Below are 21,907 nucleotides of genomic sequence, written 5' to 3'. Positions count from 1 at the left end.
AGGCCGTGCCGCTTGCGTTCAAGTCCACTTGAACACCGATCCTTGAACGGGGGCGCCTGTCGAGCGGGAGAACCGCGAGCCCCTCGCAAACGTATGAAGGAGGATCCCCACGTGGTACCCGAACCGCCGCGCACCCTGCGGCAACGTAAGCAGGACACGCTCGCCCGCCTCGAAAACGACCTGGACGCATGGGTCGCCTCAGCGGACCGGGACGGCAACGCCTACCTGGTGCCGCTGTCCTTCCTCTGGGACGGCGCGGCATTCACCTTCGCGACAGCCGAGTCCAGCCCGACCGGGCGCAACTTGCGTTCCTCTGGACGGGCACGACTGTCCGTCGGTCCGACCCGCGACGTGGTGCTCGTCGACGGCACCGTCGAGACGTTCTCGCGCGAAACCGTGCCAGCCGATCTGGCCGACGCATTCGCCGCGAAACTCTGGGATGCACGGGTAGGCACGACCCGCTACGCGTACTTCCGGGTGACACCTCGACGGACACAGGCGTGGCGGGAGGAGAACGAGCTCGCCGGCCGGGACCTGATGCGTGATGGTCGCTGGCTGGTCTGACGGCAACCACCGGGTACGAAATCGCTCGCATGTAGCGGGCAGACGGGTCGAGGATCACTACACGGTCGCGCGCTTCGCGGCAGATCCGGATGCCGGGCGTTGGTGGAGGATGGGTGCATGATCGGTGACCGGTGGGGCGTGACCGACAGCGAGAAATTGCGCTGCTATCCGTGCGACGACTTCGTCGTCTCACCCGCGCTGCAGGCGTGGCGGGGTGTGCGCGTCGAGGCGTCTGCCGAAGTGGTGTGGCCGTGGGTTGCACAAGTGCGGCTTGCGCCGTACTCCTATGACTGGATCGACAACCTCGGCTGCCGTTCACCTCGAGAGCTCGTAGGCCTTTCCGAGCCGCAAGTCGGAGAGAGATTCACTACTGCTGGCGGGCGGGAGCTGGGCAGGATCGTCTCGGTCGACCCGGGGAAACAGCTGACGGGCACCATCATGGGCGCCTTCATGTCCTACGTCCTCGTGCCCCAGGAGCACGACACGCGCTTGCTGCTCAAGGTCGTCATGCAGACCACCCGCTGGGTCGCCCTCGGGCTGTCCGTCGGCGACCTGATCATGGCTCGACGTCAGCTACTGAACCTGAAGCAACTCGCCGAGCGTCACCACCACCAGGGCACGGCCAAGGATTGAGGATCAAGCCTCATCGGCAGGAGCGGACGCTGGCGGGGCGCGGATGGGCCCGCGGATGAGTGGGGATCTCGGCGTCATCTGGCGGTTCTCCGTCTACCCAGCGCGGGGTCGAGGTCTGGACAGGCGTGACCGTCGGCGAACAGAAGCCCTTCGACGATCTCGACCTCTACCTGATCACCGCCCTGCCGTCCCTCTGCATGCTGGCCGCCCAGAAACCGGCAGTCGACAGCGGACTGGTCAACGCGCCGTGGATGGTCGCCACCCCCGCCGTGGTCAACGGCGCAAGCTTCGCATACCGAATGCGGCCCCGACCCACCGACGACACCCGCACCACATTCGAGTTCGGTGTGCGCAGCCAAGGCCGGCCACCGAGAAGCTCAGCGAGGGCACGGACTCGACCTTCGCCGATCCGCAGTTGGCGGCCGAGCACCTGGAGATCGTCGAGCGAAGCATGGGCGGCCGAGCCGACCTTTACGTGCCCTGGGCCGGGCGCTGTCGCGCAAGCAAGGTCCGGACCGCAGGACCGGGCAGCGCCCGTCGAAGCGCTGGGAACACGCGTCGGCGCGGCCCGGTCGGCGCACACGCCCGCGTGGCGAACCTGCGCCGCGACGGCCTGCACAAGCTCACCACCCGGCTTGCTCGTGAGTACGGCACGGTTGTGGTCGAAAACCTGAACTTGACCGGGATGCTGTCTAATCGGCGTCTGGCTCGACACATCGCCGACGCCGGGTTCGCCGAGATCCGCCGGCACTGACGTACAAGACCGAATGGAACGGCGGTCGGCTGCTCGTCGCCGACCGCTGGTACCCCTCCTCCAAGACCTGCTCGGGTTGTGGCAAGGCGAAAGCCAAGCTCGCCCTGTCCGAGCGCGAGTACCACTGCGAGGCGTGCGGCCTGGCCATGGACCGAGACCGCAACGCCGACGCAGCACCAGAGCGGGCTCGGCTCAGCGGCAGCGGTCGCAGGTGAACCCCATCGGTCTGCCACCGTCATGAAAGCCGGATTGGGTCGCTCACGCTCGTGTGTCCTCGCGCTCAGATGCGTCGCGCGAGGAGCGTTCGATCGCGAGGGCGTCGAGGTGACGTGCGATGGCGGCCGTCAACGACTCAGCCGTGTGGATGTCCGGCCGCATGGCCGCGTGCACGGCGAGGCCGTCTAGCAGGGCGTGTAGCCGTTCGGCCTCCGCCCGTACGTCGGTCGGGGCCAGACCGGCCACGGACAGGTCGGTGACCATCGCTTGACAGCCGGCACGCAGGGCGTCGTATCCCTCGTCACGCAGGGCCCGAAGCGCAGGGTCGACCATGGCCCGGGAGTTGAAGGCCAACCAGACTTCGTTCTCTGCCCGCCGTTCGTCGTCGAGCGGGAGCAGTTCCGCCAGCAGGCGCTGCGCTCGTCGCGTCGGGTCGGGCTCGGGCTCCAACCCGGCGAGGCGGGACTCGATCCGGTCGATGACCGTCCGGAACGCGAACACCATGAGTTCGGACTGGCTTGCGAAGTAGTGACGCAGCGAGCCCATCGACAGTCCCGCCTCACGGGCGACGTTGCGGACCGAGGCTTGCTCCAGACCGTCGCGGCGCATCACCCGCAATACCGCCTCGACCAGCTCTCGTCGACGCTCTGCCGGATCCACCACTTTGGGCATTGACCTTTTATATCACAGCTGTGTTAGGCTGGCCCGACTTAGCACAGTCGTATCACGAAAACCTCCGGAGACAGACGGTGACGCTCTCCCGCAAGGCCGACGTGCAGCCACGACCGCCCCGGCGTGGCCTGACCGCACTGCTCCGCAGTCGCGGCGTCCACCTCACCGCCATCGGTTGGCTCGGGGGCAACGCGGTGGTCCTTGCCGTGGCGGGAGACGCGCTCCCGTTCGACTGGCCGGCTGCTGCGCCCCAGACGCCGATCGGCCACCTGGTGGACGCCAACCTGGCCCTCGCCGAGGTGCTCCTGCTCACCGTGCTGACGTACTGGCTCACGCGCAAGCGGACGCTGCCCAACCTGGCTGACCGCGCGCCGGAGCGCTCGGTGGCCGCCCGTGAGACGCTGTTCCTGCTTCTCTATGGGGCTGGTGGGCTGGGGCTGGGCTTCATCCTTGCCCGACTCGCGGGATGGCACCCCTTCGGGCTTCACCTCGCCGGCTCGATCTATGGAACGCACGAACACGTCAGCCCCGCCGAGTCCATCGCGTGGGCGACCTACAACCTCCTCGTCTACGCGGTCGTTCCGCTCCTGTTCTTCCGGCGGCGCTACTCCGCCGAGGCGCTCAACCTCCGCTCGAGCAACCGCCGGGCCGACACCGTTCTCATCGGCGCGATCCTCTTGATCGAGTCACTCGTCCAGATCGCCGTGCTCGCTCCAGGGATCTTCGATCTCACGCCCGGTCAACTCGTGCTCGGGGCTTCCCTCACCTTCATTCTGTACCTCGCTGGCGCCGTGCTACCCGCCATGATCTTCATCTACGCGATCCTGGTGCCGCGCTTTCTCCGACTCACCGGATCGACCGCGACCACGGTGATCCTGGGCGGGCTCACCTATACGGCGCTGCACATCTGGGACGCATGGACGGTGTTCACCACACCGGGCAACGCCACCCTGTCGGTCGCCTTCCTGCTGTTGACCTACTTCGCGCCGGGAATGTTCAAGACGGTGCTCACGGTGCGAACCGGCAACGCATGGGTTCACGTCTGGGCATACCACGCACTGGCGCCGCACACCCTCATCGACGCACCACACATGGTCCACGTCTTCCATCTCAAGTAAAGGCGCACCAGCCGCCGCGACGACCCTCCTCGCGCCGCACACGCCCCGACGCTCACCGTGGCGCATCGCCGCCCCTAGGAGGTCACCAAGCGGATTTCGACGGCCAGCAATCCCGATCGCAAATTCCGTATCAGTTGATTACCACCATCACTCGGAAGGAACCACCCATGCGGAAAATCATCGCCTCCACATACGCCACTCTTGACGGGTACATTGACAAGCCCCACCTGTGGTCCATGCAGCACAACAGCCAGGACGCTATGGAGTACGCCCTGAAGCTCACCCTGGGTTGCGACGCACTGCTACTCGGCCGCGTCACCTACCAGGGCATGGCCGAAGCCTGGCCCAACATGGGTGGCAACCCCTACGGCGACCACGTCAACAGCATCGCCAAGTACGCCGTCTCCGCTACCTTGGACGAGCCCGCCAACTGGGGCAACTCGACGATCATCCCGGGTGGCGACCTAATCTCCGAGGTCACCAAGCTAAAGTCCCAACCCGGCAACGACATCCTCACCTGGGGTTGCGGCCGGCTCACCGACGACCTCGCCAAGCACGGGCTGCTCGACGAGTACCGCATCTGGATCTACCCCGTCATCAAGGGCGAGGGCGAACCCCTATTCCGACCCGACAGCGCCACCCCCGTGCAACTCACCGGCACGACGACATTCACCTCGGGAGTCGTCGTCCTCACCTACCACCCCACCACCACCTGAAGAACACCACCCTGCATATCAACCAGCGGCCGATGTCTCGGAAGCGACGACACCGCACCCGAGACATCGGATTGGCCCCCAGGCAGCGGATCCGCTCGGACGCGCCCCGCGAAGGCCACTTCGAAGGGCTGCCGGTTCGCCGTGTCCGGGCACCCCATTGAGGAGGAACTCGCCGAGTTCTACCTCCGCCACGACACGTTCTCCGTAAGACCCGTGCTTTCCAGCGAGCGGCAATCAAGGAGAAGACAGTGAACGACGACGTCACCCAGTACATCAACAAGACGCAGCCGTGGCAGATCGACGTATGCGAGAAACTACGTGCGATGATCGGCCAGACCATCCCAGGTGCCGAGGAACGGCTTCAGTACGGCAAGCCGCACTACATCAAGAACGGGCACCACGCGGCCGTCATCGCGGTAGCCAAGGCCAAGGTCTCGTTCATGGTGTTCAACGCAACGGACATCCCTGAGGTCAAGGGATTCCTCCGGGCAATGGGCAACGGCGAACGCAAGACCGTCGACATCAAAGAAGGGCAAGACGTCGACTACGGCGCACTCGCCAGCATCCTGGAAAAGACCACGGCTGCCTTGTAGCTGAGAGGGTGTCTGCCGTGGCAGGGTCTGGCGCACACCTGCAACCCTGAAATCGCCCCACCGGCTTGCTTGAGCCGTGGGGTCTGTGGATCTAACGGTGTTTTCGGCCTGACCTGTCGGGCGTTGTGCCTGGTGAGGAGAGTGCCGTGAGGACCGCGTCGAGCATCCGGCGCGCGGGCGACCCGTGGTGGTCGCCCGCGTGCCGGGGAACTGTCAGGTGCCGCCGACCACCACGACTGCGTCCGTCGCCGCCTCGACGCGGTGGATCGGCACGAACCATCACGTGTTGACGGAGTTGCCGCACGAATGGCTGGACCCCCTCTTCGCCCCGCCTACCCAACCTGATCATGACCACGCACCTCCTACGGATCGTCGACTGGGCGTGGGCAACCAAGGCTGCGGCCTGGGTCGAACTCGCGTTACTCGTCCAGTGGCTCATCGGCAGCGGCCACAGCGCCGAACAGGCAGAACTGAGTTCCCCCGCTTTGATGAAGCGGTGGTTACCTGCTGCCGGCTGGCGCAGGAGCGGCGATAGCTGGCTCGGCCTGGTCGTGCTTGCGGGTGTGCCAGGCGGGCTCGTATTCGTCGGGGTGAGGTAGCCGAGTTCTCTCTGGATGCGGTGGGTGTTGTACCAGCCATCGATGTACGCAAAGATCGCGTTCTCGGCCTCGTCGCGGGTCCGCCACCTCGTGCGGTAGACGAGTTCGATCTTCAACGTGGACCAGGAGTTCTCCATCAGTCCGTTGTCGTACGAGTCACCGACGGAGCCCATGTACGGCAGGATTCCGTTGTCCTGCAGGCATTCCATCAGACTATGATCAAGAAGCTCCATGAAAGCGGGGGTGGCTCACTCCGACTCTGAACGCTATTGACGCCGTGAGGCTGTCTTCGATTCGAAGTGTCGGGCTGGCCACGTGAGCGCAGTGCCCGCGGCGCCTGGGTGAACCACGAGGACCTCCCTGGGTCGGGTGCGGGCTGTCTGGTAGCGCCACACCAATCCGGGAGGTCCTCACCCTTTCAAGACCCGGTCACGTCACCAACGTCCATGGACAGAACAGTTAGGGCCACGACCTCAAGGAGCGGCTCAGTCCGCAGGGCGACGGCCGATCTCGGCGGGTCACGGTCTGGTCGAGTTTGTCAGGGCCGGTTGTGCACGAACCACGCGTCACCGGCGGGCAAGGCAACGGCGACCTCCCACCGGCTCAGGTCGAGGTTCGGGGCGAGCGCCTTGAGCTGGCCGGCCGCGGTCCATGCGTCCTCACCCGGTGCCGGGCGACGACCCACCTGGAACTGCAGCATGGTGCCCCACGACGCGACCAGGCGGGCGTCCCACCGGTGGCGCCACTGCGCCAACACCTCGGCGAGCGTCCGCCGGTACTCCTGGGTGAGCGCACCGAAGAAGTCCACCCAGTACCCCGAGCTGCGGACGTCGCTGGTGGGCAGCAACATGAGCAGGACGCTGTCAGGCGTGTACCAGTAGCCGGTCTGCGTCACGAAACGCACGCTGCCAAGCACCCGGGCGTAAAGGTCGGCGTCGGCGAGCAGGCGATCGTACAGCGCCCGCTCCAGCGCCTGGCGCGGAGTCGGCAGCGCCACATCCGACACCAGGGCCGTCAGGTCCAGGTCGACGCCCGCCATGCCACGCGCGTAGTACTCGACCTCGCCCTCGTCGACCACGTCGTCCTCGCTGTAGTGGCGGTAGGCCAGCCAGGGTTCGGAAGATTCGGCCGCCTCGACGAACGCACGCAGCTCCGACTCCGACGGGCCCGGTTCGGGCTCGGGCCGGATCCTCAGCGTGTCGTCGAAGTCGTCGGTGACCATGACGGGCCGGCGTCCGATGACCGGCACCAGTGCGTCGGCAGCCTGCCATGCCTCCTGCAGGCGATTGGGGTCGATGTCGGCGACGAGGACAGTGCCCGACGGGCCGTGCCCGATCGGCAGGCCTGCCAGTGGCGTGCCGACGAACGCCGCTTCGATCTGGTCGAGGTCGTTTCGCACGGTGAAAGTGTCTCCGATCATCGACGCCACGCGGCGTAGAGGTGGGTCCAGGTGCACATTAGGATCCGGCAAGCAACGCACGCACCATCGCCCAGGTCTGGTCGAGAGGTTGCCTCGCCGAGTCTCCGCGGCCATGGATGGCGCCATTCACACCGCCGCCTCAATCCGCCGACTTCCTTGTTCAGTCCTACCGCACACGCGGTACCTTCCCGGCTTCTGCGGCATCCGCAGCAGCCGGATGCGCCGCTTGCGGTAGCGCGAATTACCTGCGTCTGCAGGACGACTGGCGGTGCGCCCGGCGACATGATCAGACGACATCCAAACTTTCGAAGTGAGACGCGCGAAAGGTGGAGGGTCATGAGTTCATCGAAAGCCCTGACGTCAACCCGGCGTGTGCTTGTCATCGCCGGAGCCGTGCTTGTGCTTGTCATCGCCGGGGCCGTCCTGCTCGGGACTTTCGGGCTTGTCGGACCGCCGGACGTGCAGGTCGAGGCCCAGCCGCTCGTCGCCAACGATGCTTACGCTTTGACCACCGGGCGACTCTTGAGCGCCGTGGGCGCGTTGGTGGCGCTGGCCGGCACGGCCATCGCTGGGCTGGCTCTGGCCCGCTCCGCTGGTCGTATCGGCAGCGGTAGCGGGAAAAGGGGGGCCATCGTTGCGCTCGTGGCGGGCGTGATCGGCATTGTCCTTGGCGGGTACGTGGTGGCCGCGGCCGAGGGTGGTGCCGGCACCGGCTACGGAATAGTTGGTGGCTTCGCATCTCTGGTGTTTGGGCTGATCGCCACGGCCCTCGGCGGGCTGGCTCTGGCCCGCTCCCGCCGCACCGTCTGATCGGCTGACCGCAGCGAATACGAGCGCGTGTTCGAGTCTGCCTGAAGACCGCCGCACCAAGTTCTAGCGCGCCGTAGGCGCCCGCCCAGCCTCATGCTCGGGTAGCTGCCCAGAGCCGCAGACGTACCGGCAGGCACCCCTTCAGCAGGCATTCAGTCACGCAGCGCTACATGGCCCTTGGTAACAGCTTCCTTCACGGCACCCCAACTCAGGAAGGAGAACGATGCGACACACCATCTCGATCTGGCGAACACTCGCTGCCGGCCTCGCCGGAGGCATCGCGTTCGTGCTAGGTACGTTCGTCACATTCCGGCTGCTCGGCGGTTCACGCCTTGGCGCGGAAGGGTTGTTGTTCGACCCCGATACCCAGCATCCCAAGGTCATCACCGTGTGGAAGGAACTGGAGCCACTTCCACGGATTCTGGAGAATCCGCTGATCATCCTCGGCGGGATGCTCGCGTTCGGGATCGGCTACGCCTTCGTTTACCGGTCCATCGCTCCTGCGTGGACGACTGGCCTGCACAGCAGGGCATGGCGGCTCGGCCTCGTCGTGTGGCTGGGCACCGTGTTCGCCGAGTTCATGGGCCCATTCAACGTGCTGCACCAGCCCCTGAGCGTCAGCGTTCTGGCCTGGGCGATGTGGGCGGTATGCGCCTTCGCCGAGGCGTATGCGCTGGTGTTCGTCTTGGACCGCGGCCTGTCTAAGGGCCGTGAGCAAGGCGAACGCGGCGCCGCGCATCGCTCGACCGCAGCCGAACCTCTTGCCTGACGCCAACCGGGGGAGACGCCCATGAACATCACTGTGTTCGACTCGACGGGCCGCGCCGGCCGCAACATCCTCAACCTAGGAGTTCTGCCGGCAGTTCAGCGTGGAGTTTCATGCTCGATATTACCAAGAAGTTGTCGCTATCGCGCACCCCCTCCGCCCGGTCGGCTCGGGTCGCCGCCCGACCAGCTGAGCCCGGCGTCCAAAGTGGCTTCTTGCCTCGCGGCGGGTGCTGATCAATACTGATCGCTATCAGTCGGATCCCGGCAATATCGCTCACAGGAGTTGATCACGTGCCTCCTTCCGCACCGTCGAACATCACCCGTCCACCGACCACAGCGGTCCGATCACGCCGCCTCAGCGCGGGGCTCGCGGCCGTCGCGCTCTTGGTCGGATCCGTCGCCGCACCCACTCCGGCCAGTGCGCGGCCGCCCGCGGACGCCCTCAAGATCTGGGTGCCGACCGGCGACTTCGCGTCCTCGTCGTTCGAGCGCGTCCCGCAGGTCACCCCGGAGTCGGTGCCTACCGGCACCGACCGACAACTGTCCTTGACAACCGTCCGGGGCGGACAAGCGTCCGCCCAAATCGCCGTGGCTAGCGCCCAGGACCTCGAGAAACTCCAGGTGCAAGTTGGTCCGTTGAAGCCGACCGGCAAGGGCGGCGCGATCTCGAAGGCGATCCAGGTCCGCTATCCCGCCTACATCCCCGACGACCGGGGCGGGATGATCGCCGACCCGCTGCGCGAGGTCGACCGGGTGGACGTGCCCGCCGGCCAGGCGCAGCCGGTCTGGTTCACCCTCGCCGTACCACCGGACGCCCGCCCCGGCACCTATCACAGCCGGATCACCGTGACCGCCCACAAGGTCAAGGCGGTCGAGTACGACCTGACGGTGAAAATCGCCGACGTGACCCTGCCGCCGGTCGCCGAGCGGGACTTCCACCTGAATCTTTGGTTCCAGCCGGACACCGTCGCCGACCAGGCCGGCCTCGAACTGTGGTCCGACCAGCACTTCAAGGCCATCCGGCCGTACCTGGAGGACCTGGCCTCGCGCGGCCAGCGCGTCATCAACTCGGCGATCGCCGAGGACCCGTGGCCGGTGCTGTGGCCGGACGGCCAGTGGCGGTCGCAGACCTACGTGCCGTACCACTCGACCGTCGACTGGTTCCACGACGGCGAGCAGTGGTCCTTCGACTTCGCCAACTGGGACCGTCTGGTCGAGGAGGGGATGCGGGCCGGCGTCGGCCCGTACATCCACGCCTTCGGGCTGCTGATGTTCCGGGGCTACCAGCACGTCGTCTACACCGACACCCGGACCGGTCAGCGGGTGGACCAGGAGGTCTCACTGGGTGGCGCGGAGTGGAGGGACGCCTGGTCGGCGTTCCTCGTCGCGTTCGAGAACCACGTACGGGACCGGGGCTGGCTGGACCGGACCTACCTCGCCTTCGACGAGCGGCCCGCGAGCGAGATGCAGGTGGCCATCGACCTGGTCCGGGAGGTCGCACCGGTCTTCGTCGACCAGATCGCGATCGCCGGATCCGCGAGCACCGACGCGTTCGCGCAGGACCTGTCGCTCAACTACTCCGACGTTGACAACTGGTCGCAGGAGATGATCGACCGGCGCCGGGCGGAGGGCAAGAAGACCACCTTCTACACCTGGTCCAACCCGGCCTACCCGAACACGGTGACCCCGGCCGCACCCCTCGGCGCACGCGTGCTGTCCTGGCTCAGCGCACAACGCAACCTCGACGGCTACCTGCGTTGGGCGTACAACTCGTGGCCGCAGGACCCGTACACCGACGGGTCATACCGCTACCGCCAGGGCGACGAGTACCTCGTCTACCCGGGCAAGGACGGACCGGTGTCGAGCATCCGGTGGGAGCTGTTCCGCGACGGTCAGGATGACTTCGCCCTGCTCGACCAGCTAGCCGATCGCGGTGGCCAGGACCACCCGGTGCGGGTGGCGGCGCTGGCCGGTGTCGAACCCGCGGCCACCCCCGGGCCAGCCGCCTACCAGGCGCTGCTCGACGCCCGAGCGGCGGTCGTTGAGGCATTGGCAAACTACCCGACCGACTGACCACCGGCCGCCACCGGCACGGCCGGCGGCGTGCCGCGCACGCCGTGTCGCGTGACCTGCGGCGGCCACCGCCGATCGGCCGCGAGCGCCCCTCACAGGCCGCCTCGACCGAGCGGGCGGTGGCCGTCGCGGCCCCCGCATGCCCGCAATGCTCCACCCTCCCGGGCCACCGCCGGGCGGGACAACACCGGTCCGATCTGCCGACCGCCAGGGACCGCCCCAACAAGCGTCCAATCCGACCTCCGGCATGCCGCGGTGACGTGGTCCTGAGTCACCCGGCATGCCCACCCCGATGATTGGTAGGGAAATGATCAGGTTTAACCGACAACGGCGTTCGTTGACACTGGCCGCAGTAACGGCGACAGCAGTGGCGGCAGCATTGCTTTGCAGCCCGCCTGCCGCCTCGGCAGCTGCGGGCAGCCTGGGCGACATCTCCGGATTCACCGCCGAGGGCGACTCCTACACCTTCCGCTCCGGAGCTGCGGCGCTGCGGGTGAACTTCGAGAACGACCTGCTCCGCGTTTGGCTGGCGCCGGACGGGACGTAAACCGACCCGGCCAACGACGACCCCGGCGACCCCTCGGCGCCGGACGCCGACATCGTCGTCAAGCGGGACTACGGTGCGGTCGGGTCCACGTACACCGACACCGGTGACGCCTACGTCCTCAAGGCCGACCAGGCCACGCTGACGGTGACCAGGCACCCCCTCACCCTGCGCCTTGCGGACGAGACCGGCCGCACGCTGTGGGCGGAGACCGCGCCGCTGTCCTGGTCGTCAGCGGGTACGACGCAGACCCTGGCTCAGGGATCGAAGGAGCAGTTCTTCGGCGGAGGGATGCAGAACGGGCGGTTCAGCCACCGGGACACCACCATCGGCATCTCCCGGGACTACAACTGGAACGAGGGCGGCAACCCGAATGCCGCACCGTTCTACCTGTCCAGCAACGGTTACGGGGTGCTACGGAACACTTTCGCGTCTGGTGACTACACCTTCGCCATCCCGGTGCGCACCACCCACGAGGAGCAGCGGTTCGACGCCTACTACTTCGTTGGAGATGCCCGTGAGGTCATCGACGGCTACACCGAGCTGACCGGCCGCCCGGCGATGCTGCCGATGTACGCCCTGGAATTTGGCGACGCGGACTGCTACCTGCACAACGCCAATCGCGGAGAGCGCGAAACGCTCCGTGACGCTACCGCGATCGCACAGGGCTACACCGACCACGAAATGCCTCTGGGGTGGATGCTGGTCAACGACGGCTACGGCTGCGGCTACGAGGACCTTCCCGAGACCGGCGGAATGCTCGCGGGCCACGGGTCCGAGCTGGGCCTGTGGACCGAGTCGGATCTGACCAACCAGGCATACGAGGTTCAAAGCGGGGTCAGGGTCCGCAAGAGCGACGTGGCCTGGGTCGGGCCGGGGTACCGCTTCGCGCTTGATGCCTGCGAGAAGTCGCGCGACGGCATCGAGCAGAACAGCAATGACCGCGCCACCGTCCTGACCATCGAAGGCTGGGCCGGCACGCAGCGGTGCGCTGTCACCTGGAGCGGGGACCAGTCCGGCTCCTGGGACTACATCCGCTGGCAGATTCCCACCTATGCCGGCGCAACCCTGTCCGGACAGCATGCGGCGACCGGCGACGTCGACGGCATCTTCGGCGGCAGCGCGGAGACGTACGTGCGGGACCTGCAGTGGAAGATGCTTCTGCCCGGCACCTACGAACGCCGGGTCGTCGGCGTGGATGTCGAGGGCGGCGTTGATCAAATGGGCGTCAGCCAGGTCACGGCGGGTGACCGGGGTTATCCACGCGCAGTAGGCCTGCTTGCTGACGTCCAAGCAGAACAGGTCACCGCCGAGGCCAACCTGCGCCGCCTCCCCGGACGTCGGACCATGAGTCCTGACGAAATCCGCCACATCGTGGAAACGTTGAGAGACATCAAGCCATGCTCCGCGACACCGACCCTGTCGACAAGGCCCTGATCTACCGCTAACTGGGGCTGACCTTGACCGACCGACTGCACGGTGTCCGCTCAGGCATCCCAAGTGGCTGATGTACTGAACAGTGTCCGAAGCCCGAGACCGACACCCACAAGGCGCTCAAGGAGCGCAAGGCCCGCACGTGGGAGTCTGTCGGCGGCACCGTGCAGGTCGAGGTGTGGCGGCCACGCGCCCGCCGCCGACCGGACGTCCTGGCCATCGGTCGACAATACCTTCGACACGCATCGGGAGTTCCTGCCCGAGCAGAGCGTGATGGACGTGGTGGTGCAGGGCACCACGGCGTACATCGCCGGCGACACCTACGGCGAGGGCACCACCGGCCCGATCCGCGGAACGGCGCAGGTGGCCGCCGTCGACATCGTCACCCGCAAGCTGCTGTGGCGCGAGGAGATCAAACCGGACTGGCAGTCGTACGAGAGCCTGTACGTGGTCGGGAACCTGCTCTACGCGATGGGCCGGCGCCCGCGCGGGGCCTGGTTCGCCTACGACCTGACCACGCGCACGATTGTGATGGAGGGTGACCTCGGCGGGTACGGCCAGTTCAACGGGGTCGACGGCCGGGTGTTCTCCTGGGTGCACTGGACCAACGACACCTCCGAGCTGCCGGCCGTCCCGGATCGCGAGGTGACCACGCTGTACGACAATGTGTCGCGCGGCTGGTACAACAACCGGGCCTTCAACTTCACCCCGGACGGCAGGTCGACCTGGGGGATGCTCGGCATGGACCTCGCCCGCTTCCCGCCCGAAGCCGGGCAGCTCGCCGCTCCGCAGCCACTCGGCGACGGCGGCGGACGCCCCGTCCCGCAGCGCGGCCTCGATGAACCGGTAGACGCTGCTGCCGATCGTTGCGGGGCCGCCGCTCGGTGACGCCTCGCGGGCGCTGCCGGGCGGCGGCCCGCTGCCTCATCCGCTGGCTCGGGAGACCGTGTGGGCGGACAGGTCGAGCCGGAACAGTTCGGCGGCGTTTCGCCAGGCGACGCGTTCGGCCAGTTCGGGCGGCAGGTCGGCGGCGAGCACCGCCCCGTACGCGGCGGCCGGGTCGATCAGCGTGGCGTCGGTGCCGAAGAGCAACCGCCGCGGGTTCACGGCCGCCGCCACCGCGGCGAAGCGACCCGCCTCCGTGTGCGAGAAGCAGGGCTCCAGCCAGAGCCGATCCACCCCGTTGGCCGCCTCGATGGCGTGCCGCCACCCGTTCGCGCCCATGTGCCCGGCGATGGCCCGCACCCCGGGGATGTCCGCCACCGCCTGGGCCAGGTCGAGCGGCGTCGTGTCCCAGGTGTGCACGAGGGCGGGCAGGCCGTGCGCGGCGGCCAGTTCCAGGGCCGCCCGGGTCGGCGCGGAGTTCGCCGGCGAGCCGGTGTAGTCGGTGTGGATCTTCACGCCGACGAACCGGCCGGTGGGCAGCAGGTCGCGCAGGTCCCGTTCGGCGTCGTCCAGCCGGCGCGGGTTGATTGTCAGGTAGCCGAGCAGCCGGTCGTTGCCTTCCAGCACGCGGGCCATCGCCCGGTTGCCGGCGGCCGCGTCGTAGATCACCGCCTCGGTGGCGGAGACCACGGCCAAGTCGATGCCGTACCGGTCCATCACCGCGAGGTTGGTCGCGACCGCGCCGACCTCCATGCTGAAGAACCACGGCCCCCAGTGGGCGTGCACGTCGATGATCATCGGGCCAGCCCCAGGATCCGGCGGGCGTTTCCCCCGGTCACCGCCGCGACCGCGGACGGGCCGATCCCGGTCCGGGCCAGCCGCAGCCGCGGCACGACGGGCTCGTAGAACGGGGTGCGGGAGCCGTAGAGCAGGCGCTCGACGCCGAGGTGCGCGGCGACGGTCTCCAGCGCGTCTGGCGAGTTGAGCAGCCGGGTGGAGGTGTGGAAGCCCGGCTCGTCGCGGGCCACCACCACGAAGTCGCCCAGGTGGTAGAAGTGCGTGTCGAGGAAGACCACGGTCGCGCCGCGCAGCGGCCGCCAGAACCGGCGGACGTCCCCGCCGGTGAGCACGACCAGGCCCGCCTCGGCGGCCCGGCGGGCGACGTGCCGTACGGACGGGTAGTCCGCCTCGACGCGCTGCTCGTCGGGGAACAGCCGAACGGCCCGGAAGCCGCGCTCGGCGAGCCGGACGACCTCCCGTTCGGCGCCGAGCGGGTCGCGCAGGTCCAGCCCGCCGACCGGCAGTACGCCGGGGCCGGCGAGGGCGGCCACCTCGTCGTTGCCGCTGGCAACGTCGAACAGGGCGGCGCGGAGGCTCGCGACGGCTGCCCGCTCGATGCCGTTGGCGGCCAGCGTGTCGGCGACCGCCGCGGGCTCGCCGCCAGGCCCGGGCCGGTCGGCGTACCGGCCGACGAGCACGTCGATGTCGAGGGTGACCGGCGGCAGGTCGCCGGCCACGAATGGGTTGCCGGTCACCAGCGCCCTGCCACCCGCAGCACCCGGTCCCGGTCGTCGTCGGGAAGCGCCGGTGCGTGCGGGTCGCCCGCGTGGCCCGCCGGGATCCGCCTTTCGTCGGCGGCGATCCAGAGCATGCGCTGCACGTACCCTTCCATCGGTTCGGTGAAGGTGACCTGGGCCAGCCGGTCGAGGTCGACGGATGCGGCGCAGAATTCGTCGTACCGCTTGTCGGCGTAGGCCCGCAGCACCCGGGCGGTGACCGGGACCGCGGCGGCGGCCAGGCCGACCAGGGCCGCCTCGGCGCCCCACATGAGCGACGGTCCGAACATCCGGTCCTCGCCGGTGACCGCCAGCCGGTCGGCGCGGTGCGCGGCGGCCAGGGCTGCCTGGCAGGCGAGGGCGTCGTGCAGGCGGGCCACCTTCACCCCGGCGACACCGGGGTGTCGCAGCAGCTCGGCCAGCGTGGGCTCGGCGTACGGCCGCAGGTAGAGGTCGAAGGCGAGCATCGGCAGGCCGGCGGCGTGCCAGAGCGCGTCGTGGTGGGCAACAGGATCGTCGGCCACCGGGAAGACCAGCAGGCCGGCCGCACCGAGGGCGGCCGCCCGCGCCGCCTGCGCAACCACCTCGTCGGTCCGCTCCCCCGGCCGGCCGCCGACGCCGACGATCACCGGCGCCCCAGTGTCGACGGCGCGGCGGATGACCAGAGCGCGGGTGGACTCGTCGTGGTACGGGCCGCGTCCGGTGTGCGCAAGCACCGCCAGGGCGTCCGCCCCGTCGGTGACCAGCCCTCGCAGATAGCGGCCGAGCACGTCCGGGTCGACGGCGCCGGTCGCGTCCACCGGGGTGGCGGTCGCGGCGATCAGCCGCCAGCGCAGCCGGTCGCGCAGCTCGGCGGCGATCGGAGCGATCACGAGGTCACCGCGGCGCGGACGGCCCGGGCGATCTCGTCGACGTGGGCGTCGGTGTACCGCTCGTTCCAGTCGACCACCAGTAGGGTCCGCTCGATCATCCGCTCGGCGACCGGGAACGACCCGGGTCCGTAGGCCGGCAACCGGTCCGCCGGTGGCACGGTCAGCGGGAAGCGGGAGGCGCCGTAGACGGGGGCCTCGGTCAGCGCCGGGGCGCAGTGCAGCGGCTGTTCCAGGTAGCCGGCGCGGGCGGGGATCCCGGCGGCGGCTAGTTTCCCGGCCACGCCGTGGTTGGTCAGCGGCGGGTCCAGCACGATCGGGAACAGCCACCAGGCGTGCGCGTCCACGTCCGCCGGCAGGTGCACGCCGGGCAGGTCGGCCAGCGCGTCGACCAGCCGCCGGGCGGTGCGTCGCCGGTCGGCGAGCACCCCCGGCAGCTTCGCCAACTGGGCCCGGGCGACGGCTCCGGCGAGTTCGGTCATCCGGTAGTTCAGGCCGAGGCCGACGTGCCGGCGGGACTCGTCGCGCGGCCAGCCCTTGTCGGCGAAGAGCCGCATCCGGCGGGCCAGCACCGCGTCGTCGGTGACGGCCAGACCGCCGTCGCCACAGGTGATGTGCTTCCACTGCTGGAGGCTGAAGCACCCGATCGCGCCGGCCGTGCCGGCGAGGGTGCCGTCCGGGTAGCGGGTGAGCCACGCCTGGGCGCAGTCCTCGATCAGCGGCACGCCGGCGGCGTCGGCGACCGCGCGCAGGTCGGCGGCGGCGCCGAACAGGTGCACCGCAAGGATCGCCCGCGTGCGCGGCCCGATCGCGGCGGCGACCGCCGCCGGATCCAGGTTGCCGGTGTACGGATCGACGTCGGCGAACACCGGCACCGCGTTCTGCGCGAGAATGGGCGCGACCGTGCCGAAATCGCTGATCGGAGAGGTGATGATCTCGTCGCCCGGATCCGGCGCGACGGCGGCGACGGCCAGGTGCAGGGCCGCGGTTCCCGAACTGGCGGCGACGGCGTGCGACACTCCATGGCGGTCGGCCATCTCGCGTTCCAGGGCGCGGACCTCCGTGCCCCAGACCGAGCTGAGCATGCCCGACTCGAGCACCCGGCTGACCGCGGCCAACTCCTCCGCGCCGATCGTCCGGCCGCTGGCGTCGGCCATGCTGGGAAACGACGACACGTACCCTCCCGGGCTACAGTAATACCGGGCCTGACCGTAATCTTGTGCTGCGAACAATGCAACCCCGACAGGAGGCAGCGGTGACCATCGAGATCGGGGTCATCGGTCCGCACGACCTGGTCGACGACGTGGCCGCGACCTGCGAGGAGCAGCCCGGCGTCACCGCCCGCCGGCTGCACTACGACCACGAGTCGCAGGCCCCGGCGATCGTCGAGGCGCACGCCGGCCAGGTGGACGCGTGGCTGTTCACCGGCGTGGTGCCCTACACCCTCGCCCGGGAGGCGAACTCCCTCAACCGTCCGGCGGTCTTCGTCGACTACACCGGAGCGACGCTGCTCCAGGCCGCCGTGCGGTTGTTGCGCGCCGGGCACGACGTCACCCGGATGTCGATCGACACCGTCACCGGCGCCGACGTCGCGACCACCTTCGGCGAGGCGGTCCTGCCGGTGGACCGGGTCCGGTCGCTGCCGTACCGCAGCGGCCTCAGCTCGGAGGACGTGGTGGCATTCCACCAGCGGCAGCGCAAGGCCGGCGCGGACGTCGCGGTCACCTGCATCAGCTCGGTGTACGAGGTGCTGCGCCACGAGATGCCGGCGTTCCGCCTGGCCCCGTCGAACCACTCGGTCCGCACGGCGCTGCGCCAGCTCCTGCTGCAGGTGGGCAGCCAGGCCCAGGAGGACGCCCAGATCGCGCTCGGCCTGGCCAACCTCTCCGACGGCGACGACGGGCTGCTCAAGGAGGTCGCCGGGCTCGGGGGCACGCTCGCGCGGTTCGCCCCGGACACGTACCTCATCGTCACCACCCGTGGCCCGCTGCACGACGCGACCGGCGGGTTCACCGCGCTGCCGATGCTGCGCCGCCTCGCCGACCGGCACGAGACCGTGCAGATCGGCTTCGGCCTGGGACGCAGCGCCGCGGAGGCGGAGAACCTGGCGCGGCGGGCGCTGAGCCGGGCGCGCCGGGTCGGCCCGACCACGGCGGTGCTGTCGCTGCGCGGCGAGACCGATATCGTGCTCGAGTCGACCACGCCGGCCCCGCCGCCGTCGGAGGTGAACCTGGCCGTCATCGCCCAGCGGGTCGGCCTGTCGGTGCCCACCCTGCTGCGGCTGCGGGAGGTGCGCACGACGGTCGGCGACGAGCCGCTGACCAGCCGGGAGGTGGCCGACCAGCTGCGCGTGCAGCAACGCACCGCCCGGCGGATGCTGCACCGGCTGGAGCTGGCCGGCCTGGCCGAGAGGACCGGCAACCTCGCCTCCGGCACCAGCGGCCGCCCGCTGACGCTCTACCGGCTGACCCTCTGAGACGATCCCGTCGACGTGGACCGGATCCTCTCGGCACGCGTCAGGACAGCCACTCGTCCAGGTGCTCGGCGACGAAGTCGTCGTCGCGCAGGTGCTGGTAGGCCCGGTGCACCCGGTCGAGTTCGGCGAGCTGTCCCGGCGAGAGCTCCTCGTCCGGGTCCAGGCACCACCGGCCGGCCAGCAGGCCCTGCCGGCGCAGCACCTCGTGGATGCCGGGAATGCAGCCGTGGTAGCCGTTGGCGGCGTCGAAGATGGCCGCGTTGGCGTCGGTCAGGTGACCATCCAGGGTGAGCAACCGGCGCAGCGCGGTGTCGTCACCGGCCCGGGCCCGCCGGGCCTCGTCGAGCAGGGTCACCGCGGTGCGCGCCCAGACCGCCCACTGGCCGAGCAGGCCGCCGACGAACTCGACCTCCACCGCCCGCCTGTCGACGACGACCCGGTGCGGCGCCACCAGGTCGGCCAGGATGTGGTCGTCGTTGCCGGTGTAGAGGGCGAGGTCGCCGTTGCGGCCGGCCGCGCAGACGCCGTGCAGCACGTCGAGCGTGCGGTAGCGGTCGAACGGCGCCACCTTGATCCCGACCACCGAATCGAGGGCGGCCAGCCGGGCCCAGAAGTGCCGGGACAGCACCCGGCCGCCGACGGCCGGCTGCAGGTAGAAGCCGATCACCGGCAGCACCTCGCCGACCGCCCGGGCCCGTTCGACGAGAGCGTCCTCGTCCAGCGGCCCGTACGGCGACAGCAGCACCATGTGGTAGCCGAGCGAGGCCGCCAGCTCCGCCTCGGCGACGGCCTGCGCGGTGTCCCCGCAGGCCCCTGCGACCAGGATCGCGTCCGAGCCGGCCGCGGTCTCGGCGGCCAGTTCCAGCACCGGGGCGAGCAGGCCCACCTCCGGGTCGTGGATGGCGAACTGGGTGGTGTGCACGCCGACGGCGATGCCGCCAGCGCCGGAGGCGAGGTAGTAGCGGGTCAACGCCCGCTGCCGGCGCTCGTCGAGCTTGCGGTCGGCGTCCAGGGCGAGCGGATGGGCGGGGATGACGCACCCGTGCCGGAACCGGGCCAGCGCGGCGGCCTGTCGGGTGCTCGATGCGGTCAACACGGTCTCTCCTAGAACTTGCCGTCGCGGCGCTGGAAGCCGGTCGGCTTGTCGAGCAAGGGCTGGCCGTCGGCGACCCAGTCCGCCGTCAGCTCGATCAGCTCGGCGAGGGGTACGTCGGGGTAGCCGAACAGGCCGTGGCAAAGCTGGGCGTTGGACAGCAGCGCGGTCGGCGCCTCGGTGCCGGTGAGGATCGGCTCGCGGCCCAGCCGCGCGGCGACCGCGGCGGCTACCTGGCGGACCGAGACCAGCTCCGGCCCGGTCAGGTTCAGCACGAACGGCGGTGTGGCTGTGTGGTGCAGGGAGCGCAGGACGACCTCGTTGGCGTAGCCCTGCCAGACGACGTTGGCGTGTCCCATGGTGAGGTCCACCGCCTGGCCGGCGTGCACGGCGCGGGCGATGTCCACGAGCACGCCGTAGCGCATCTCGACGGCGTAGTTGAGGCGGATCAGGGCCAGCGGGGTGTCGTCGCGCAGCGCGAAGTTGGTGAGGATGCGCTCGCGGCCCAGGCAGGACATCGCGTACTCGCCGACCGGCTGGACCGGGGTCTGCTCGACGCAGCCGCCGGCGGTCACCGGCACGAGCGGGTAGACGTTGCCGGTGCTCAGCGCCACCAGGCGCGACCCGGCGAAGCGCTGCGCGACCCGGCCCGGCAGGTAGGTGTTGGTGGCCCAGGTGGCGTGCTCCCGGCCGGAGGTGCCGAACTTGGCACCGACCAGGAAGACGACGTTCGCCGCGTCGGGCAGCGCGGCCAGCATGGCGTCGTCGGCGACGTCCGCCTCGACCACCTCGGCGCCCTCATCGCGCAGCGCGTCGGCCAGGCCGGCCTCGGAGAAGCGTGACACGGCGACGACCCGCGCGCCGGTGCCCGCCGCCGCGACCCCCCGCAGCGCCAGCCGCACCAGGCTGGGCCCCAGCTTGCCCCCCGCGCCGAGGACCAGGATGTCGCCGTCGAGCTTGCGCAGGTCGTCCACCAGGACGTCCCGCGGGCGGGAGAGCCGCTCCTCCAGGTCCGCCACGGTACGCATGCCACCACACCCCTTCCGAAGTAACGGTCATGACCGTAACTTCCGGCCACGGGAGCGTCAAGGTGTCCGGGGAGGTGGGTCGACCGGCGCGGGCTCGACGGGCACGGCGAACCGGCCGTCCGGTTCGCACCTCAGGGGCAAGCGGCCGGCTGCGCGGTGTCATGCCGGGGCGGCCGGACGGGCTGCGCGGTGTCAGGCCGTGGCGCGCGCCGCGGCGAGAAGGCCCAGCACGGCCCGGGTCTGCGCCCACGGCACCGGGCTCGGCCCACCCCGGACCATGCCCAGGAACGCGTCGATGGTGGCCCGGTAGCCGAGCTGGTCCGGGCCGCCGCGCAGCACCACCCGCTGCTCCCCACCGCCGGTGTGGACGGTCACCTCGTACGCCTCGCCCTCGCTGACCCCGAGCACCTCGACCGCGCCGGGCACCCCGTCCTCCCACTGCAGCGCCAGCAGCCCGGTGTCCTCGGAGCGCAGTCCCCGGTGCCGGCGTACGGTGCCCGCGGCCCCGACCAGCCGTACCGCCGGCCCGAGCAGCGCGACCAGCAGCTCCACGCCGTGCAGTCCCATCATCACCAGCGTGCCGCCACCCACCGCCGGGTCGTCCTGCCACGGGTTGTAGCCGGTGGCCCAGAGGCCGACATCGTGGCGCACCGTGGCCCGGACCGACAGCACCTCGTCGCGCGGCACGTCGAACGCCACGAAATCCGGCGCGAAGCGCAGCACCGAGGAGGTGAGCACGAGCTCGGGCGCCCGCTGCACGACGCGTTCCAACCGGTCGAGCTGCCCGAGGGTCGCGGCGGCCGGCTTGTTGACGAAGCAGGGCAGCTCGCGGGCCAGCACCTGGGCCAGCGCGTCCGGCACGTCCGGGGTCGGGACGGTGAGCACCACACCGTCCGGGCCGGTCGCCAGCAGCGCGGCCAGGTCCGGCGCCACGGCGACGTCCGGCTGCTCGGCCCGGAACCGGGCCAGCCGCTGCGGATCGGGCTCCCACACCACCAGCTCCGCGTGGTCACGCAGCGCGCGGGCGTCGGTGTAGGGGTGACTGGTGGCGAGTCCGGCCAGAGCGATGCGCATGAGCGCAGAGGC

22 protein-coding genes and 3 pseudogenes are annotated in these 21,907 nt (G+C 69.7%); 15 read left to right on the top strand and 10 right to left on the bottom strand.

The genetic code is table 11. From position 1 onward, the window contains the following. Positions 1–111: 111 nt before the first annotated feature. The 4 genes from ABZV00_RS13645 (at position 112) to ABZV00_RS13630 (ending at position 2,166) form a co-directional block, all read left to right on the top strand. Positions 112–564 carry a pyridoxamine 5'-phosphate oxidase family protein gene (locus ABZV00_RS13645; RefSeq protein WP_355605424.1) on the top strand — a complete coding sequence of 151 codons (453 nt, stop codon included), beginning with the start codon at positions 112–114 and terminating at the stop codon, positions 562–564. 117 nt (positions 565–681) lie between these two features. Then, positions 682–1,197, top strand: a complete 516-nt coding sequence (locus tag ABZV00_RS13640; RefSeq protein WP_355605421.1) for a polyketide cyclase — start codon at positions 682–684, stop codon at positions 1,195–1,197. Positions 1,198–1,786: 589 nt separating this feature from the next. Beyond that, positions 1,787–1,951 (top strand): hypothetical protein, encoded by a 165-nt coding sequence (locus tag ABZV00_RS13635; RefSeq protein ID WP_355605418.1) that lies wholly within the window; start codon positions 1,787–1,789, stop codon positions 1,949–1,951. Continuing rightward, complete coding sequence (locus tag ABZV00_RS13630) at positions 1,948–2,166, top strand: zinc ribbon domain-containing protein (RefSeq protein ID WP_355605587.1); 219 nt, start codon at positions 1,948–1,950, stop codon at positions 2,164–2,166. The genes ABZV00_RS13635 and ABZV00_RS13630 overlap by 4 nt, the downstream gene beginning before the upstream one ends. A 43-nt stretch (positions 2,167–2,209) precedes the next feature. Here the strand turns inward: ABZV00_RS13630 and ABZV00_RS13625 are convergent, their stop codons facing one another. Next, the gene (locus ABZV00_RS13625; protein ID WP_355605415.1) at positions 2,210–2,839 is read right to left on the bottom strand and encodes a TetR family transcriptional regulator C-terminal domain-containing protein; all 630 of its coding nucleotides are present in this window, start codon (positions 2,837–2,839) and stop codon (positions 2,210–2,212) included. A gap of 77 nt (positions 2,840–2,916) precedes the next feature. On the opposite strand from ABZV00_RS13625, the gene ABZV00_RS13620 reads away from it, so the two are divergent. From ABZV00_RS13620 to ABZV00_RS13605, 4 genes and pseudogenes are all read left to right on the top strand, one after another. Further along, on the top strand, positions 2,917–3,957 hold the full coding sequence (locus ABZV00_RS13620) for a hypothetical protein (RefSeq protein ID WP_355605412.1): 1,041 nt from the start codon (positions 2,917–2,919) through the stop codon (positions 3,955–3,957). 167 nt (positions 3,958–4,124) lie between these two features. After that, positions 4,125–4,673 carry a dihydrofolate reductase family protein gene (locus tag ABZV00_RS13615; protein ID WP_355605410.1) on the top strand — a complete coding sequence of 183 codons (549 nt, stop codon included), beginning with the start codon at positions 4,125–4,127 and terminating at the stop codon, positions 4,671–4,673. A 248-nt stretch (positions 4,674–4,921) separates the two neighbouring features. Continuing rightward, complete coding sequence (locus ABZV00_RS13610; protein WP_355605407.1) at positions 4,922–5,266, top strand: DUF1801 domain-containing protein; 345 nt, start codon at positions 4,922–4,924, stop codon at positions 5,264–5,266. Between the two features lie 338 nt (positions 5,267–5,604). Further along, positions 5,605–5,736 (top strand): annotated as a pseudogene (locus ABZV00_RS13605) (aminoglycoside phosphotransferase); the annotation flags it as partial. 116 nt (positions 5,737–5,852) lie between these two features. On the opposite strand, the pseudogene ABZV00_RS13600 reads toward ABZV00_RS13605, so the two are convergent. Together ABZV00_RS13600 and ABZV00_RS13595 are read right to left on the bottom strand one after the other, a co-directional pair. After that, positions 5,853–6,098, bottom strand: a pseudogene (locus ABZV00_RS13600) (integrase core domain-containing protein); the annotation flags it as partial. 305 nt (positions 6,099–6,403) lie between these two features. Beyond that, a complete protein-coding gene (locus ABZV00_RS13595) occupies positions 6,404–7,345 on the bottom strand; it encodes a DUF4253 domain-containing protein (protein WP_355605404.1) in 942 nt (313 codons plus the stop codon). 276 nt (positions 7,346–7,621) lie between these two features. Between ABZV00_RS13595 and ABZV00_RS13590 the strand changes: the two genes are divergently transcribed. The 6 genes and pseudogenes from ABZV00_RS13590 to ABZV00_RS13565 all read left to right on the top strand — a co-directional run bounded on the left by ABZV00_RS13590 (position 7,622) and on the right by ABZV00_RS13565 (position 13,802). Beyond that, complete coding sequence (locus ABZV00_RS13590; RefSeq protein WP_355605401.1) at positions 7,622–8,095, top strand: DUF6223 family protein; 474 nt, start codon at positions 7,622–7,624, stop codon at positions 8,093–8,095. A gap of 223 nt (positions 8,096–8,318) precedes the next feature. Then, entirely contained in the window at positions 8,319–8,864 is a 546-nt protein-coding gene (locus ABZV00_RS13585; protein WP_355605399.1) for a hypothetical protein, read from the top strand. 290 nt (positions 8,865–9,154) lie between these two features. Further along, on the top strand, positions 9,155–10,936 hold the full coding sequence (locus tag ABZV00_RS13580; RefSeq protein WP_355605397.1) for a glycoside hydrolase domain-containing protein: 1,782 nt from the start codon (positions 9,155–9,157) through the stop codon (positions 10,934–10,936). 367 nt (positions 10,937–11,303) lie between these two features. Then, on the top strand, positions 11,304–11,483 hold the full coding sequence (locus ABZV00_RS13575; RefSeq protein ID WP_355605394.1) for a hypothetical protein: 180 nt from the start codon (positions 11,304–11,306) through the stop codon (positions 11,481–11,483). Positions 11,484–11,534: 51 nt separating this feature from the next. After that, positions 11,535–12,635, top strand: a pseudogene (locus ABZV00_RS13570) (TIM-barrel domain-containing protein); the annotation flags it as partial. 552 nt (positions 12,636–13,187) lie between these two features. After that, the gene (locus tag ABZV00_RS13565; RefSeq protein WP_355605391.1) at positions 13,188–13,802 is read left to right on the top strand and encodes a hypothetical protein; all 615 of its coding nucleotides are present in this window, start codon (positions 13,188–13,190) and stop codon (positions 13,800–13,802) included. Between the two features lie 36 nt (positions 13,803–13,838). Here ABZV00_RS13565 and ABZV00_RS13560 read toward each other — a convergent pair whose 3' ends face one another. The 4 genes from ABZV00_RS13560 to ABZV00_RS13545 are packed head-to-tail and all read right to left on the bottom strand — an operon-like array spanning position 13,839 to position 17,399. Next, positions 13,839–14,597 carry an amidohydrolase family protein gene (locus ABZV00_RS13560; protein ID WP_355605388.1) on the bottom strand — a complete coding sequence of 253 codons (759 nt, stop codon included), beginning with the start codon at positions 14,595–14,597 and terminating at the stop codon, positions 13,839–13,841. Beyond that, on the bottom strand, positions 14,594–15,334 hold the full coding sequence (locus tag ABZV00_RS13555; RefSeq protein WP_355605386.1) for a hypothetical protein: 741 nt from the start codon (positions 15,332–15,334) through the stop codon (positions 14,594–14,596). The genes ABZV00_RS13560 and ABZV00_RS13555 overlap by 4 nt, the downstream gene beginning before the upstream one ends. Further along, a complete protein-coding gene (locus ABZV00_RS13550; RefSeq protein ID WP_355605383.1) occupies positions 15,331–16,227 on the bottom strand; it encodes a dihydrodipicolinate synthase family protein in 897 nt (298 codons plus the stop codon). The genes ABZV00_RS13555 and ABZV00_RS13550 overlap by 4 nt, the downstream gene beginning before the upstream one ends. Further along, complete coding sequence (locus ABZV00_RS13545; protein WP_355605381.1) at positions 16,224–17,399, bottom strand: DegT/DnrJ/EryC1/StrS family aminotransferase; 1,176 nt, start codon at positions 17,397–17,399, stop codon at positions 16,224–16,226. Before ABZV00_RS13545 ends, ABZV00_RS13550 begins: the two co-directional genes overlap by 4 nt. 80 nt (positions 17,400–17,479) lie before the next feature. On the opposite strand from ABZV00_RS13545, the gene ABZV00_RS13540 reads away from it, so the two are divergent. Beyond that, the gene (locus tag ABZV00_RS13540; RefSeq protein WP_355605379.1) at positions 17,480–18,700 is read left to right on the top strand and encodes a hypothetical protein; all 1,221 of its coding nucleotides are present in this window, start codon (positions 17,480–17,482) and stop codon (positions 18,698–18,700) included. Positions 18,701–18,740: 40 nt separating this feature from the next. Here the strand turns inward: ABZV00_RS13540 and ABZV00_RS13535 are convergent, their stop codons facing one another. The 3 genes from ABZV00_RS13535 to ABZV00_RS13525 form a co-directional block, all read right to left on the bottom strand. Next, the gene (locus ABZV00_RS13535) at positions 18,741–19,796 is read right to left on the bottom strand and encodes a dihydrodipicolinate synthase family protein (protein WP_328415047.1); all 1,056 of its coding nucleotides are present in this window, start codon (positions 19,794–19,796) and stop codon (positions 18,741–18,743) included. 8 nt (positions 19,797–19,804) lie between these two features. Next, positions 19,805–20,821 carry an NmrA family NAD(P)-binding protein gene (locus tag ABZV00_RS13530; RefSeq protein WP_328415045.1) on the bottom strand — a complete coding sequence of 339 codons (1,017 nt, stop codon included), beginning with the start codon at positions 20,819–20,821 and terminating at the stop codon, positions 19,805–19,807. A 192-nt stretch (positions 20,822–21,013) separates the two neighbouring features. After that, positions 21,014–21,895 (bottom strand): Gfo/Idh/MocA family oxidoreductase, encoded by an 882-nt coding sequence (locus tag ABZV00_RS13525; protein ID WP_355605376.1) that lies wholly within the window; start codon positions 21,893–21,895, stop codon positions 21,014–21,016. Positions 21,896–21,907 lie beyond the last annotated feature (12 nt).

It is taken from the genome of Micromonospora sp. NPDC005173 (assembly GCF_040608515.1).
In the GTDB taxonomy this organism is placed as follows: Bacteria; Actinomycetota; Actinomycetes; order Mycobacteriales; family Micromonosporaceae; genus Micromonospora.
This window is presented reverse-complemented; position numbering and strand designations above follow the sequence as displayed.